At 69.8% G+C, this 14,595-nt stretch carries 12 protein-coding genes; 8 read left to right on the top strand and 4 right to left on the bottom strand.

Going from position 1 to position 14,595, the window contains the following annotated elements; all coding sequences use genetic code 11:
* Positions 1–24 precede the first annotated feature (24 nt).
* On the top strand, positions 25–876 hold the full coding sequence (locus OHA30_RS00540) for a helix-turn-helix domain-containing protein (protein WP_328911759.1): 852 nt from the start codon (positions 25–27) through the stop codon (positions 874–876).
* A gap of 459 nt (positions 877–1,335) precedes the next feature.
* On the opposite strand, the gene OHA30_RS00535 is transcribed toward OHA30_RS00540, so the two are convergent.
* Together OHA30_RS00535 and OHA30_RS00530 are read right to left on the bottom strand one after the other, a co-directional pair.
* Positions 1,336–1,914: a hypothetical protein gene (locus OHA30_RS00535; RefSeq protein WP_328911758.1), complete on the bottom strand. Its 579-nt coding sequence runs from the start codon at positions 1,912–1,914 to the stop codon at positions 1,336–1,338.
* Positions 1,915–1,945: 31 nt separating this feature from the next.
* On the bottom strand, positions 1,946–2,626 hold the full coding sequence (locus OHA30_RS00530; protein WP_328911757.1) for a hypothetical protein: 681 nt from the start codon (positions 2,624–2,626) through the stop codon (positions 1,946–1,948).
* Between the two features lie 131 nt (positions 2,627–2,757).
* On the opposite strand from OHA30_RS00530, the gene OHA30_RS00525 reads away from it, so the two are divergent.
* From OHA30_RS00525 to OHA30_RS00510, 4 genes are all read left to right on the top strand, one after another.
* On the top strand, positions 2,758–3,543 hold the full coding sequence (locus tag OHA30_RS00525; protein ID WP_328911756.1) for a GntR family transcriptional regulator: 786 nt from the start codon (positions 2,758–2,760) through the stop codon (positions 3,541–3,543).
* 25 nt (positions 3,544–3,568) lie between these two features.
* Complete coding sequence (locus OHA30_RS00520) at positions 3,569–4,072, top strand: GNAT family N-acetyltransferase (RefSeq protein WP_328911755.1); 504 nt, start codon at positions 3,569–3,571, stop codon at positions 4,070–4,072.
* Positions 4,073–4,652: 580 nt separating this feature from the next.
* Positions 4,653–5,234 (top strand): dihydrofolate reductase family protein, encoded by a 582-nt coding sequence (locus tag OHA30_RS00515; protein ID WP_328911754.1) that lies wholly within the window; start codon positions 4,653–4,655, stop codon positions 5,232–5,234.
* 157 nt (positions 5,235–5,391) lie between these two features.
* Positions 5,392–5,826 (top strand): VOC family protein, encoded by a 435-nt coding sequence (locus tag OHA30_RS00510; protein ID WP_328911753.1) that lies wholly within the window; start codon positions 5,392–5,394, stop codon positions 5,824–5,826.
* 407 nt (positions 5,827–6,233) lie between these two features.
* Here the strand turns inward: OHA30_RS00510 and OHA30_RS00505 are convergent, their stop codons facing one another.
* A complete protein-coding gene (locus OHA30_RS00505) occupies positions 6,234–6,362 on the bottom strand; it encodes a hypothetical protein (protein WP_328911752.1) in 129 nt (42 codons plus the stop codon).
* 66 nt (positions 6,363–6,428) lie between these two features.
* Between OHA30_RS00505 and OHA30_RS00500 the strand changes: the two genes are divergently transcribed.
* Positions 6,429–6,659 (top strand): hypothetical protein, encoded by a 231-nt coding sequence (locus OHA30_RS00500; RefSeq protein ID WP_328911751.1) that lies wholly within the window; start codon positions 6,429–6,431, stop codon positions 6,657–6,659.
* On the top strand, positions 6,652–8,229 hold the full coding sequence (locus OHA30_RS00495; RefSeq protein ID WP_328911750.1) for a caspase family protein: 1,578 nt from the start codon (positions 6,652–6,654) through the stop codon (positions 8,227–8,229). The genes OHA30_RS00500 and OHA30_RS00495 overlap by 8 nt, the downstream gene beginning before the upstream one ends.
* 291 nt (positions 8,230–8,520) lie before the next feature.
* Here OHA30_RS00495 and OHA30_RS00490 read toward each other — a convergent pair whose 3' ends face one another.
* Positions 8,521–10,338 (bottom strand): glucuronyl esterase domain-containing protein, encoded by a 1,818-nt coding sequence (locus OHA30_RS00490; RefSeq protein ID WP_328911749.1) that lies wholly within the window; start codon positions 10,336–10,338, stop codon positions 8,521–8,523.
* Between the two features lie 1,372 nt (positions 10,339–11,710).
* Between OHA30_RS00490 and OHA30_RS00485 the strand changes: the two genes are divergently transcribed.
* Positions 11,711–14,566, top strand: a complete 2,856-nt coding sequence (locus OHA30_RS00485; protein ID WP_328911748.1) for a glycosyl hydrolase family 95 catalytic domain-containing protein — start codon at positions 11,711–11,713, stop codon at positions 14,564–14,566.
* Positions 14,567–14,595: the final 29 nt, after the last annotated feature.

Here is a 14,595-nt window from a genome sequence, read left to right as displayed (position 1 = left end):
CCGAGAGCACCGGTAGACCAGACCATGTCCGCATCGCCGTCATCGTCCGCCCAGGCCGCCCGAGAGGATGTCGCACGACGCCTCCGCGGCCTTCGCCGAACCGCCGGCCTGACGGTCACCGAACTGGCCAACCGGTGTTCCTGGCACCACGCCAAGACCTCCCGCATAGAGAACGCGCTCACGCCGCCGTCACCGACCGACATCCGGCTGTGGTGCCGCGCAACCGGCGCCGAGGATCAGGTGGCCGACCTGATCGCAGCGTCGCTGCACGCCGAGTCGCTGTACACCGAGTGGAAGCGGCAGGCCCGCGACGGGCTGCGCAAGCTACAGGACAGCTACCGGTCGCTGTACGCGTCCACCGAGACGTTCCGGGTCTACTCGACCACGCTCGTCCCCGGGTTCCTACAGACCGAGGGCTACGCCCAGGCCCTCCTGTCGGCGAACGCCCGCTTCCTCGGCCTGCCGGACGACGGGGCCGACGCGGCGGCCGCCCGCGTCGAGCGGTCCCAGATCATCCACCGGCCCGGGCACCGGTTCGTACTCCTCATCGAGGAAGCGGTCCTGCGCTACCAGCTGGGCGACGCGGAAGCGATGGCCGCACAGCTCGGACACTTGCTGACGGCCGGTGCGCTCCCGGCGGTATCGTTGGGCATCATCCCGATGGCGACGCGAGACCGCCCCCTATGGGCGGCGGAGACATTCAGCATCTTCGACCGCGACCTCGCCTGCGTGGAGCTGATCTCAGCGCAGGTGAACATCACCCAGCCGAGCGAGATCAGCCTGTACCTGCGGGCGTTCGAGCAGTTGCAGTCGCTCGCCGTGTACGGGGCCGCCGCGCGGGCGCTGGTGGTCCGGGCAATCGACGCCCTGAGCTAAGGCCCCCGTCGCGCTGTTGACGGGGGCCACCCGATCGCAGCAAGCAGAATGGGTTATCGGATACCGTACGCGCCGGGTCCGACACCCGGGCATGACGAAAGCCCCCGCCCGCCTCCTTCGCCGTCCAACGCACGCGCCTCGGACGTGGCAGCTCGTCACAGGTCCGGATCCGGTCGTCTACTCACAGCCCTCGACCGAGAATAGGAGTACCAGCCGCAGCCGGCTGAACGCCTGCGCCCCCGCCCGGCCACGTGCCCGGGCGGGGTGTGGCGCCACCCCAGGACTGAGGCAATGGCTGCGTGAGCGGAGGTGCCGGCACCGAGTGTCGATAACCGGACCAGGCGACACCCCCTGCCTCTGACCAGAGGCCTTCGGACGGCCACCTACCGCTCACCACTGACTGGCACGCCCTGGCCAGGACCCTTAACCCGCTGGTTGTGGGTTCGAGTTCCACACGGCCTACGGGTCCGATCCCTCTCCGGGGTCGCTGACCTGCGAGTTCCGTGTCCCGGTCGCTTCCGAGCGGCCGGGGTACAGCCGTGTCGGGGGCCGGGCCTTACGCGGGTGCGTCGGTGCCGTTTCGCGCCCAGTCGTCGCGGGCGTCGAGGAGCGTGGGGCGGACTTCGTGGTCCAGTACGTCCGCCTGGGCCCTGAGGGCTGCGGCCAGTTCGGTGACGCCGTCGGGGTCGAGGGCGGCAATGCGGAGGTGGGGGTGTAGGGGTCGCAGTCGATGCTGCCGCAGAAGACGGGCACCTTCTCGTTTGTGGAGCCGAAGGCACCGGGGGAGGACCGTACCCGGAGCAGTTGGCCGGAGGTGTCGCGGTGATGGTTGATGTCGCCGAGGACCGCGCCGAGTCGGTCCAGCGGGACGCCGCTTTCGCTGGGGTCGTCCTCCGCCCACGTCGGCAAGTGGCCGGTGACGCTGAGCCCTTCGTCGGTGGTGATGGTCCAGGTCCGCCCGGCGTCGATCGGCGCGGGCGGCGGGCTCACGGAGGGGGAGATACGGGCGCTGTGGGCGATCGTTCGGGAAGCGAGCACGGGGGGTCTCCTTGTGCGGGCCGGGGTGTGTTCAGGCGGTCGGGTTGTCGAGGTCGATGACGGTGAAGTCCCGCAGGGTGGTGATCGTTTGGTAGGCGCGGACCCAGGTGATGCGGGGGTCGCGGAGGTCGAAGCGGTTGGCTTCGGCGGCCACCGGTACGGGCCGGGCGGGGTGGTAGAGGACTCCGTTGACGCCGCTGGCGGCGAAGTCCCGTACGCGCAGGGCGGTGACGTTGGTCCGCAGGTGCGGGCAGGCGTGCACTGAGCGGTGGGCGCAGGGGCGGCACACGGGCGGGTGGGAGGTGTACTCGGCGCCGTGGCTCAGTTCGCCGGGCGCGGCGTCGACGAGCCAGAGCACCCCGTCGCGGTTGCGGTCGGCCGGGCCGCCGCAGATCTGGCAGCGCAGTCCGGCCATGGCGATCCGCTGCCGCAGGCTGTGCACCTTGCCGAACTCCGGCGTGCCCCTGCCGGGCTGCGACGGCGTACGGCTCCACAGCACACCCCCGCCGTCCCGGTCCAGGGACCGTTCATCGGCGTACCCGATCCCACGCCCGCCCTTCCGCATCACCACCGGCATGGGCGCGTCCCGCTCCCCACTCCACCGCGCGATGTACGGGACGTGCGCGGGCGTGAACGGCCGGGAGGCTCCGGGTACGCGAAGGGTCTTCGTACGCGTCTTTGCTGGCGCGCCGCTGGTGGGCTGCGTGTTCATGGCTTACGGCCTTCTCGTACGGGTGCGGTGGGCGGGGAAAATTGCCGAGTCGACAGCTGGCTTAAGCCAGTTGAGCATCGCAGGGTGTCGCTGTCAAGGAACTGGCTCAAGCCAGCTGATACGCTCGTCACGTGCCCGCATCCCAGACGCCTCCCGCTCAGCCCCCGAGCAGACGAATCGCCGACGCCCTCCGTACCGCTATCGAACGCGGGGACCTCGCGGCCGGCGACAAACTCCCCTCCGAGCGATCCCTCGCCGAGCAGTACGGCGCGGCCCGCAACACCGCCCGCGAGGCGATCCGCATCCTCGCCGAACAGGGCTTGGTCACCGCCGAGCACGGGCGTGGCGTCTTCGTCCGCACACCGCAGCGTCTGTTCCGCTTCGGCAGTGACCGCTACTCGCTCAAGAACAGGGAGACCGGCCTCACGCCCTTCCGGCTGGAGGCCGAGCGCCAGGGGAAGACGGCCCGGATCGACGTCCTTGGCATCACGCGGGAGATGCCGCCGGGCGATGTGGCCGAACGCCTCGGCGTCGCCCCCGACACCGCGAGCGTCGTGCACCGGGAGAACCACTACTTCGCGGACGACGAGCCGGTCCAGATCGTCTCCACCTATCTGCGGTGGGACGAAGCCCAGGGCACACTCCTCATGGAGCCGAGGTCCGGGCCCCACGGGATCTACGGGCGGCTCGAAGAACTGGGCCACGTCATGACCCGCGTGCGCGACGAGATCACCGCACGTATGCCTACGCCGCACGAAGCCGCACTGCTCGGGCTTCCGCCGGGCGTGCCCGTGCTCGAAGTGCTTCACACCAGCCTTGACCAGAACGCGGAACCCTTCGAGGTGTCCCGTTACGTCCATCGGGCCGACAGGACCGGGCTGCTGTACGAACTTCCCGTCGAGCAGGCCGAATTCTGACACCGGAGGCATGATGAGCAGCGCCGTGATCCGACCGATCGAGGACGGGGACGTGGCGGGCGCCGTCGCGGCGCTCGTGGACGTGTACGCGACGGACGGGTACCCGGTGGAAGGTGTGGCCCGGCCCGAGGCGTGGATCAGGTCGCCGGGCGTTGTCCAGGCGTGGGTCGCCGAGGCGGACGGGGTTGTCGTGGGGCACATCGCCGTCATGCGTCCCGATGGTGGCGAAGGTGCCGTGGCCCTCTGGCGGGAGCGCAGCGGCGAGGACGAGTCACCGATCGGCGTCGTGGCGCGGCTCTTCGTCGTACGCAGCGCCCGTGGGCACGCCCTGGGGGAGGGTCTGCTGCGGGAGGCCATGTCCTACGCGCGGGCGCGGTCCTGGCGGCTGGTGCTGGACGTGTTGCAGAAGGACGTAGCCGCCATCCGCCTGTACGAACGCCTGGGCTGGCAGGCCCTGGGCGAGGTGTGGCACGGCTACGGTGACGGGCACGGGCTGCCCGCGCGCTGTTACGTCTGGCCGGCCGAGTAGCCGCGAGGCCCCGCCCCCGCCGACCCCAACTGCGGAAGGGAAGCCCGTTGAGCGTCCTCGCCGTCACCGTTCAGCAGCGCTGGGCACCCCCTGACCTGTGGGTTCGGTGCCCCGACCGTCCCCGACCGTCCCCGGACGGCCGGGGCGCAGCCGTGGGTCGCGTACGACGGTTCACGGGCCGTCGTACGCAACTCGCTGGTAATGAGCGAGGGCAGCCCGGTCCGGTGCCCTTCATGACCGATTGCCGCCCCTTCACTGTCCGACGTGAGCGGCCCGGTCGGCGAGGAGGAGGGCCAGCGGACCGGCGGGCAGCAGTAAGCGGCCCGAGGCCACAGCTTCCAGTGCCTCGTTCATCGGCCACCAGCGTCGCGGCGTACGGCACGTTCGTCACGGCAGTGGGTTCGAGGCCCACGTGGCATACGGGTCCGGGCATCGTGAAGGCCCCCGGCGGCACCCTCGCCGGCGGCCTGCCCGCGTCTCGCAGCGCGGATCTCGTACCCACGTCCTGCACGTCGCAGCGATGAGTTCGGGCGGCTGGATCAGTCAACCAGTGGTATCGAGACAATCGGAGGTGTTGGGCGTGCGAAAGATCGTCGTGTACGAGTTGTTGTCCCTCGACGGGGTTGCCGAGGACCCGGACAGTTTCTTCACGGACTGGGACGAAGCGATGGGCGCCAACCTTGCCGCTGTGATCGCGACACAGGACGCGGTCATTCTCGGCCGCCGCAGCTACGCCGAGTGGGCGCAGTTCTGGCCGAGCAGCCGGATCCAGCCATTCGCGACATTCATCAACGGGGTCACGAAGTACGTCGCGACATCCGCGCCCCTTGACCGGGATTGGGCCAATGCGACGGTGCTCGACGGCGGGCTGGTCGAATGCGTTCGAGATCTCACGCAGCAGCGCGGAGGCGACATCGGCGTCCACGCGAGTATCTCGGTCGCGCAGGCACTGCTCGCCGCCGACGTCGTCGACGAACTCAGGCTCGTGATCGCGCCCAGGATCGCCGGCCGCGGACGACGACTCCTCGACGGCCTGCCGTCGATTCAGCTCGAATCGATCCGGAGCGAGATCTCACCGACCGGCTATCTGCTCGTCGGCTACCGCGTTGTTCATCAGAGCGCGGAAGACAGCGGTTTGGGGTCCGTAGGCGTGGTGTCGTGACATGAGGAAGGGCCTTCGGTACGAGCGCTGGTGAGTATGCCGTCGACGGAGGTGAAGGCGACGGACGGGAAGGGGCACCGGGCGGCCCCAGGCGCCATCACCCGGTCAGGGGCGGGTCCGTGGAGACGACGTCAGACCCCGCCTCTACGATGGATCGATGGCATCGATCAAGCAGTTCCAAGTCACCTTCGACTGCGCGGAACCCGAGCGCGTTGCCCGCTTCTGGTGCGAGGCGTTGGGGTACGTCGTACCGCCGCCGCCGGAGGGGTTTGCCTCTTGGGGCGAATTCGATCGCGCGCTGCCGCCCGAGCGTCAGGGTTCGGCGTTCGCCTGCGTCGACCCCACGGGTGTGGGCCCGCGCCTGTTCTTCCAGCGCGTTCCTGAGGGCAAGGTCGTCAAGAATCGGCTGCACCTTGATGTGCGGGTGGGCACCGGACTCGTGGGTGAAGAGCGTGTGGCCGCACTTGAGGCCGAGTGCGCACGACTCGTCGCGCTCGGCGCGGTACGCGGGCGACTGCTGCTTGCCGACGGATTCAACGAGTCGTGCCTCGGGATGCAGGACATCGAGGGCAACGAGTTCTGCCTCGACTGAGCGGCCGCGAACGTGGCACCTCCGTGAGGCCGACGGGCGCGGTTCCGGTCCGTTCTTGGTCGGCCGACGGGTCGTGTCGCCGTACGGCGGCGGCAGCCCATGCGTGGACACCTCCCGTGCCCTCCACCGGTGGGCCGGAGTTGTTCAGGCCGGACACCGTTGGCCGCCGTACAGCAGCGCGCGATACGGCGCGGCGTGCCCGTGCAACGTACGGGGACTCGGCGCGGTGATCACGGAGCCCGCCGGGCTCGACGGCCGGGTCATCTGCAAGGCGCCACCGTCACCATGCTCACAACCGCACCCCTCATGCCACCCGACCCCCCGCTGAACGGTGCTGACAGAACCGCAACAGTCTGGAGTGACAGCGACGTCCGGGCGGTCGGCTCGTGGCATGCTGAATCGGCAGATCACAACAAGCGGCCGGGGGGCAGCAGATGACGGGCCAGCACATCGAGGTTTTCCTGCGATTCACCGATCCCGACGGGATCGCGGCTGCCGATGAGGCCGTCGGTTTCCTCATTGAGGAAATCGAGCATCTCGGCGTCATGTCGCTTGCCCACCCGCAGGATTCGGCTGCGCCTGCTGGTGCGAGGTCCTCGGGGGTGGAGGTCTACAGCTCCCTGATCCTCGGTCTTGCCGGAGCACCGGCCGTACGGTCGCTCATCCTGCTGACCCAGGACTGGCTCACCCGCCGGAACTCCGGAACGGTCGACATCTCGGTGGGGTCGCACCGGATCACGCTGACCGGCGGGACGGACAAGGCACGGAGGGAAGCGGTCACCGCCTTCCTCACCCACCTCTCCGACGACGCGACGGGACAGGGCGATGAATAAGAAGGCCCTGATCATCGCCAACCAGCGCCACGACGACCAGCGGTTCTCCGAACTGCCCGCCGCGACCGCCGATGCGGAGGCGCTGGGCGCGGTGCTGAGAGATCCCGAGATCGGCGGGTTCCAGGTTGCCGCGGTCGTGGACCAGACCGAGCGGACATGGCGCACGGAGATCTTCGAGTTCTTCGACAAGGCGGGTCCTGACGACCTCCTGCTGCTGCATCTCTCCTGCCACGGCCGGAAGGACCGCAACAACGTTCTGCACTTCGTCGCCCGCGACACCGAGCTGGACCGTATCGAGGCGACGGCGGTCGACGCCCAGTACATCGCGGCCCGGATGGAGCGCAGCCGCAGCCGAAGGATCGTTGTCCTCCTCGACTGCTGCTACAGCGGGGCGTTCATCAAGGGAGTACGCAGTCGCGGAGAGCAGGACGTGGACGTCAGGGGTGTGTTCGGCGGGACAGGCCGAGTCGTCATCACCTCCTCCACATCACTCCAGTACAGCTTCGAGCCGACCTCGGAGTCCCTGAGCCGGAATCCCCAGAGCCCCTCCTACTTCACCGCGACCGTTGTGGAAGGGCTGACCACCGGACGTGCGGACCTCGACCTCGACGGGCACATCAGCGTCGACGACCTGTTCGGATACCTGGCGGACCGGCTTCCCGCCGTGACGGCGGGACAGAACCCCACCCTCAGCGTCGTCACCCTCGAAAGCGGTCTCCTGCTCGCTCGCAATCCGAACGCCGCCGCCATGGCGGCGGAGCGGGCCGCCGCAGAGCCGGGGAACCTGGTGGCCGAGGCCCACGCACAGGCCCTGGACGAGGCCCGGGCAGAGATGGAGAAGCAGAAGGAGATCTGGGCGACACAATTGGCCAGTGCCGAGCGGGCCGCCAAGTCCGGCAAGAACTCGCTCGCCGTCGTGCTGGAGTTCTTCCGGCTCTTCGTCTACCGTGCCTCTGTCATGTCCGCTGTGGCCCTCGTTCTGTGGGTGTCGTCCACAACGACGGAGGACCTCGGCTTGCCCAGTCGGCCAGGGCAGACCGTTCTGGCGCTGGCGGTCTGCGCGCTTGTCTACCCGGCGCTGGCGTTCTGGACGGTGATGGTCGTCCACACCCTTGTGAGTTTCGCCTACGTCGCCGGGTTCGCCGTGTGGGACGAAGCGGTCGACGACTGGAACAGCACGGCCAAGAGAACCGGCTACTGGCTTGCCCTGATCGCGATCGCAGCGGCGGCGCTTGTTTTGGCAGTTGTCTCGTTCTACTGGATCATACCCGCCGGGCTGCACGTGACCGCCTGGATCTCCGGTCTCACCGGAGCCCCACTGACCGTCAGGTGGGGCTGGGGCGGCGGAATGGCGGCATTCCTGGCCACCCTCGCGTGGCTGCTCGTTTACCACAACCTGATCCCCAACAGGGTGCCCGATGTCGAGGACACGGTCGAAATGGAACCGGGCCGCCGCATGGCGACGCGCAGGGTGAAGAACGCCAGGTTCGCTTTCTTCAACCTCTCCCGGATGACCGGCCGGGAAGCCGTGATCGGGCGGACGCAGTTCCGGCCGGAGGACGGGATCTAGCGCCAACTCCGTGCGGGCGGGGCGAAACCGGGAGCTGCGCGGGTTCGGTGGCGTCTGCCCGAGGCTCTGGGCGAGGTGCGGTACGGAGGCGTACGGAGCCGCGAACCGCCTGCACGGCCGGCCTGCCGGTCGATGTCATCTGGCCGCAGGGCGCCGCGCGGGTCGGCGGCTGAAACCTTGGTCCCAGGGACGGGCTCGCCCCTTCGTGGCGGGCGGAGACGGCCGAGGTCCCGCCCAGGTGCGCGGAGCGCCGGGGCGGGACGGTCGGGTCGTGCGGGTGATGCCGGGTGGTCAGGTGGCGGAGCAGGTGATGTTGGTGGGCGCAGCCGAGGAGCTGCCCGTGGCGGTGTAGCCGAAGGTGGTCGTGCCGTTGGCCGCGAGAGCGCCGTTGTAGTCGGCGTTGCGGACCGTGACGGAACCGCTGGTGCCGGTGTTCACGCCGTTCCAGAGGCTGCTGATGGTCTGGCCGGAGGCCAGGGTCAGGCCGACGTTCCAGCTCTTGAGCGCGCTGGTGCCGTTGTTGCGGACCGACACCTCGCCCTGGAGGCCGCCCTGCCAGACGCTGATGGACTGATAGGTGGCGGTGCAGGTGCCGTTCGTACCGGTTCCGCCGGTGGTGCCGCCGGTGTTGCTTCCGCCTGTGGTCGGGCCGCCTGTGGTGCCTGCCGTGGGGCCGGCCGACGTCCCGCTGGTGGTGCCGCTGGTCGTACCGGACGTGGTGCCGGCGGTGGTGCCGCCGTTCGTGGTTCCGCCCGTCGTCGTACCGCCGGTGGTGGTGCCCCCGGTGGTGGTGCCGCCGGTGGTGCCGTCGCCGTCATTGGTCAGGGTCGGGGTCTGCCAGTCCCGCCACGAGGCCAGGTTGCCGGACTTGCTGGGGGCGATCCTGAACACGCCGGAGCCGTTGCCCGTGCCCAGCAGGAACTTCTGGATGTTCTGCTGGAGCGGGGTCTTCCACTCGGGCCGGATCGCGCAGTGCGTGCCGTCCTGGACGTCGGACCAGTAGGTGATGTTGCTGCCCACCCCCAGCGCCTTGTAGATCTCGGCGCCGCCCTGGGCGGCCACGCTGCCCGACTTGGCGGCCAGCCAGTCCACGGACGGGTTCTCCATGAGGAACAGGCCGCGCGGCGCGACCATGCCCACGATCTCGTGGGTGTCGACGGGGAGACCGTTCGGGTTGTTCTGGTAGGAGCTGAACGCGTCGCCCAGCCACGGCTGTTCCGTGAAGGTGCTGCTCAGGGGCTGGGCGCCGTTCTCCCCGGGAATCCCGCGGAGGATCGGCACACCGCCGCTGCCCGACTCGATCGGCATGGTCAGCGCGATGCGCTGGTCGAACGCGCCGGCCACGATCGTGCCCTTGCCGAACCGAGAGCATCCCGTGACGGCGGTCGCGTCGGGCCGGAGGATGTTGCCTCCGGACTGCTGGATGACGTCGATGATCCGGCTCACGCCCCAGGACCATGCCATCAGCAGGCCCGTGGTGCTCTGGGCACCGTAGATGCTGTAGAAGGCGCCCTGCTTGTTGTTCCGCGCAGTGCCCTCCTTGCCCACCGTGTACGGGTCGTAGCTGATGATCGCGGCGCCGGCGGCCTTGATGGTGGCCGTGTCCGCGCCGAGCCCGCCCAGGACGATGACGGCCGGGAAGGGGCCGTTGCCGCTCGGCAGGCTCACGCTCGCCGAGAAGCTGGAGCTCTTGCCCTGGTCGGACACGTTCACCGTGATGTTGGTGGACGAGACCGTGCCCGTGACGCTCCCGGGCTTCCCGGGCTTCGGCCCGTAGACGGTCTGCTGCGCCAGCTTGCTGATCTCCTCCCGGCGGCAGCGCCAGTCGGACGTGGTGGAGATCCGCGTGCCGCTCAGCTTCTTGAAGGGGTCGGGAAGCAGGGAGTTGGACGGCGACGAGCCCGTGGACACGGCGCAGTCGGCGCCGTCGTCCTCGACCGCGGACGTCCCGGCCAGGGCGGCGGCGGGCGCGGCCGCCGCCGTGGCGGCGCCTTGTCTGTCGGCGGCACCCGCCTGTGGGACGAGGGATGGGCCGGCCAGGCCGGTCACGGCGACCAGGACCGCTGCGGCCCACAATCGGGGCCGGTGTCGGTAGCGGGGAATGCGCATGGGGGGACCTCCAAGGAAGGCGCGCGGTTGACGGGAACGGACCCTGCCCGGTCGGCACGGAGCCATGTTCGCGGGGGAGTTGCCGGTCGGGGGGTCACGGATCCGGCCTGGCGGAGAGGCCGCCGCGAGGGGGTGACCGGGAAGAGACAGGGGAGTCCCGGTGCGGGTGGTGAGGGTCGCGGAGGCGCCGGAACCAGGCTTGGGAGCGCTCCCAGATTAGGAATGGGTCTGGGTCAGGACAAGGCATGGGACGCGAATCCTGTGAGGTTGGCCGTTTCTGAAACTGCTTTCGGCGTGGGGGTGCTCACCAAAGCCGGGCGGATGGACAGAAATCGGCCACACCATTGCCCACCTGCGGTTTTGCGCAATAGAAACGCCAGCCAATTTCCGGTACACATCCGAAAGTTTCGGACTGTCCGCGCCCCGATCGGGCTGCTCCCGGGGGACACGAGGTGCGCTCCCGCGCCCGGCGGTGGGGGGTCCCTGGGAGCCCGCCCGAGCGCCCGGCGACGGCGTCCCGCCGGGGCGGACGGTGCCCGCCGGCGAATGGGGAGCCGGGCCCGGCCGCGAGGCCGAGATCGGCGCCGGGCCCCGGCTCGGGGTCGGCCTGGCCGTCCCGGCGGCCTGAGTCGGACGCGGGCTCCGGGCCCTGGCCCTGGCCAGGGTTGCGTCGGGTTCCCGCCGGGATGCCGCGGGCCGCCCCCGCAACCGGCCCCCGGCCGGCCGGGCCCTGACGCCAACCGTGCGGCCCGGGCCCAGGCTTCCGCTCCTCCCGCGTCTCGTTCGCCGGGGCGCGTCCCGCGCATGCGGCGGCGTTCATGCGTCGGGGGCGAACTCTCAACTGGCCCCCGCGCGCCGCGTCCCCACCGGGACGCCGAGCTTGCCCCCGGCCCCGACCCCCGCCCCCGGGCCGCCCCAGCCCCGGCCGCCCCGGCCGTCCCCCCGGCCCCGGCCACCCCGTATCCCCCTGTCGGGCTGAAAGCCCGCCGCCCCCCTTTACAACCCCCGCCGCCCCCCTCTATAAACGACCCAGACATCCGAGGAAAACGTTATCTCGGCGGTGAGCCGCCCCGGGAAACACCCGGCGGACCCGGCTCCCCGCCGGGGCCCGACCTCCGATCCCCCCAACCCGCGCACCGCCGTGACGACCCGTTCCACCTGGCCCTTCGCCGACCGTCCGTCAACGCGACGGCGGGCCACCGCCCTCCGCCCGGGGCAGTCGCTGACAACGCTGTCATCCCGCAGGCATCCGATGTCTGTGCCTGCGGGGGAGCGGCGTGGCCGCGGAGAGCCGGGCGGCCACCGGGCCCGTACCGGGCGGCCCCCACCGGACCCAACGGCCCCCCACTGTCCGAAGAGAGGCAGCAGCCCCATGAGACTCACGTTGCTCGCGAGAAGAGCCGGGAGCGCGGCGACCGCCGCGGTCCTGATCGGCGCCACGCTGACCACGGTGTTCGCGCGGCCCGCGATGGCCGACTCGGTCACCGCCGGCCAGGCCGCCCGTATCGTGCAGCAGTACCAGGGCGAATGGACCTCGCCGCCGGCGCACCTCACCGGCGGCGACAGTACCGACGCCCCGGAGCTGGGCAACGGCGACGTGGGCGTCGCGGTCGGCGGCTCGATCGACAACCAGACGTTCTACATCGGCAAGAACGACTTCTGGTCGTCGACGACCCACGCCATCCGCCCCCTGGGCCGCGTCGTCGTGGCGGCCCAAGGCATGGCGGGCGCCTCGTACCACGTCGTCCAGGACATCCAGCACGCCGAAGTGCGCGGCACCTACACCCTGAACGGCCAGACCCTCGCCACCACCAGCTGGGTGGACGCCAACACCAATATGTTCGTCACGTCCTTCACGCTGACCGGTGGCAGCGCGCGGAGCATCGGCATCACCCTGCAGAACGGCAGCGGCGGCACACCGACGGTCTCCGTCAGCGACCACGACCTGGACGCCGACGTGTTCGCCGACACCGGCGGCAGCGGCGACCCGCGCGCCCGTATCGCCGCGCGCACCATCGGGCAGAGCCAGTCGATCTCCGGCAACAAGCTCACCCTGACCATGCAGCCGGGCACCACGTCCACCCTGGTCGCCGCGATCGTGAGCAGCAACGACTCCGCGACCTACCAGACCACCGCCGACGCGATGGTCGACAACCTCACCCAGCAGAACGTCGACGACCACAACGCCTCCCACCGCGGCTGGTGGCAGAACTACTGGAACCAGTCCTACGTCGAGATCGCCGACAAGGCGGTGGAGAAGAGCTGGTACGGCTCGCTCTACCTGCTCGGCTCCGTCTCGCGCACGGGGAAGTACGCCCCGGGCCTGTGGGGCAACTGGATCACCGGCAATATGAACTGGAACGGCGATTACCACACCAACTACAACTACCAAGCGCCTTTCTACGCCGCGCTGACCACCAACCACATCCCGCTGGCCGACCCCTACGACCAGCCGGTGCTGGACTGGATGAGCCGCGGCCAGCAACTCGCCCAGCAGAACGGCTTCCAGGGAGTGCTCTACCCCGTCGGCATCTCCCCCAAGGGCACCAGCGCCGACACCAACCTGCACAACCAGAAGTCCAACGCCGTGAACCTCGCGGGCAACATGGTCATGCGGTACGAGCAGACCCATGACACCGCCTACGCGGCCAAGGTCTACCCGTATCTCAAGCAGGTCGGCCTGTTCTGGCAGAACTACCTGACGAAGGACTCCTCCGGCACGTACCACATCACCAACGACGCGCCGCAGGAGGACAACGCCTATCCGCAGACCGACAGCATCCTCTCCCTGGGCCTCGTCCACCTGCTCATGCAGGGCCTCACCGACATCTCCACCGCCCTCGGCCAGGACTCCGGCACCCGTGCCACCTGGAACGACATCAACGCCCACCTCGCTCCGCTGCCCACGATGACGCAGAACGGCCAGACCGTCTTCCGCGAGACCTCCACCGGCACGGGATGGGTCAACGACGGCAACGACATCGACATCCAGGCCGTCTACCCCGGCGGCCAGGTCGGCCTGGACAGCAGTGCCACGCTGTTGCAGACCGCCCGTAACACCGTCGGCCAGCTCACCGCCGCCTGGCACGGCGGAAACGCCCCCGCCACCTTCTACGCGGCCGCCGCCCGGGTCGGCTACGACCCGGCCACGATCCTGTCCAACCTGCACACCGAAGCGACCGGCAGCAGCTACAACAACCTGGGCATCCACCACAGCGGCGGCGGCATCGAGAACCTCAACGTCACCACGTCCGGTCTGGACGAGATGCTGCTCCAGTCCTTCCAGCACGATGTGAAGGTGTTCGCCGACTGGCCGTCGAGCAGCAACGCCAAGTTCGGCGACCTCCTCGCCGACGGCGGCTTCCTCGTCTCCAGCAGCATGTCCGACAACTCGGTGCAGTACGTGCGCGCGCTGAGCCAGAAGGGCGGCGACTTCACCTTCACCAACCCCTGGCCCGGCAGCGCCGTCCAGGTCTACCGCAACGGCTCCGACGCCGGCACCGTGTCGGGAACGAAGATCACCCTGGGCACCTCGGCCGGTGAGACGGTCACCCTGGCCAGGCCCGGCACGTCCTACGCGACCGTGCAGAGCCGGCTCACCCAGCCTCTCCAGGCGTTCTCCGGCGGCACCACCAGCAGCAGCTTCTCCACCGGTCTCGAACCGGGCAATCCGCAGCCGACCTGGACCGACACGGTCGACACCTCGGGCGGCAACATCGTCGGTGTCGCCGGCATCAACTCCGACTCCGCGGGCCCGCAGGCCGGAACCCGCACCGGCGAGACCTCCCACGCCGGCAGCTCCTCGCTCATGTACTCCGGGTCCGCGTCCGGGACCAGCCCGCACGCCTATCTCAAAGTCTTCGACCTCAGCGGCGCCCCGCTCGCCGTCGGCTCCGCCAAGACGCTGAGCTACTGGATCTATCCGCAGTCCCACACCACCACCCCCTGGGTGCCCTCCGGTTCCACCGAGAGCGAGTGCGTCGCCGTCGACCTGGTCTTCACCGACAACAGCACCCTGCGGGACTCCGGCGCCACCGACCAGAACGGCAACCGGGCCCACCCCGCCCAGCAGTGCGGCCATCTGACCCTCGACACCTGGAACCACGTCACCGTCAACCTCGCCACCAAGAACTCCGGCAAGCAGATCGCCCGCGTCCTCATCGGCTACGACCACCCGGGCGGCGCCGGCGGCTACCGCGGCTACGTGGACGACCTGTCCGTCAACTGACCACCCCCGTACGGCGGGCCGAGCGCCCG

This window comes from Streptomyces sp. NBC_00223 (assembly GCF_036199905.1).
Lineage (GTDB): Bacteria > Actinomycetota > Actinomycetes > Streptomycetales > Streptomycetaceae > Actinacidiphila.
This window is presented reverse-complemented; position numbering and strand designations above follow the sequence as displayed.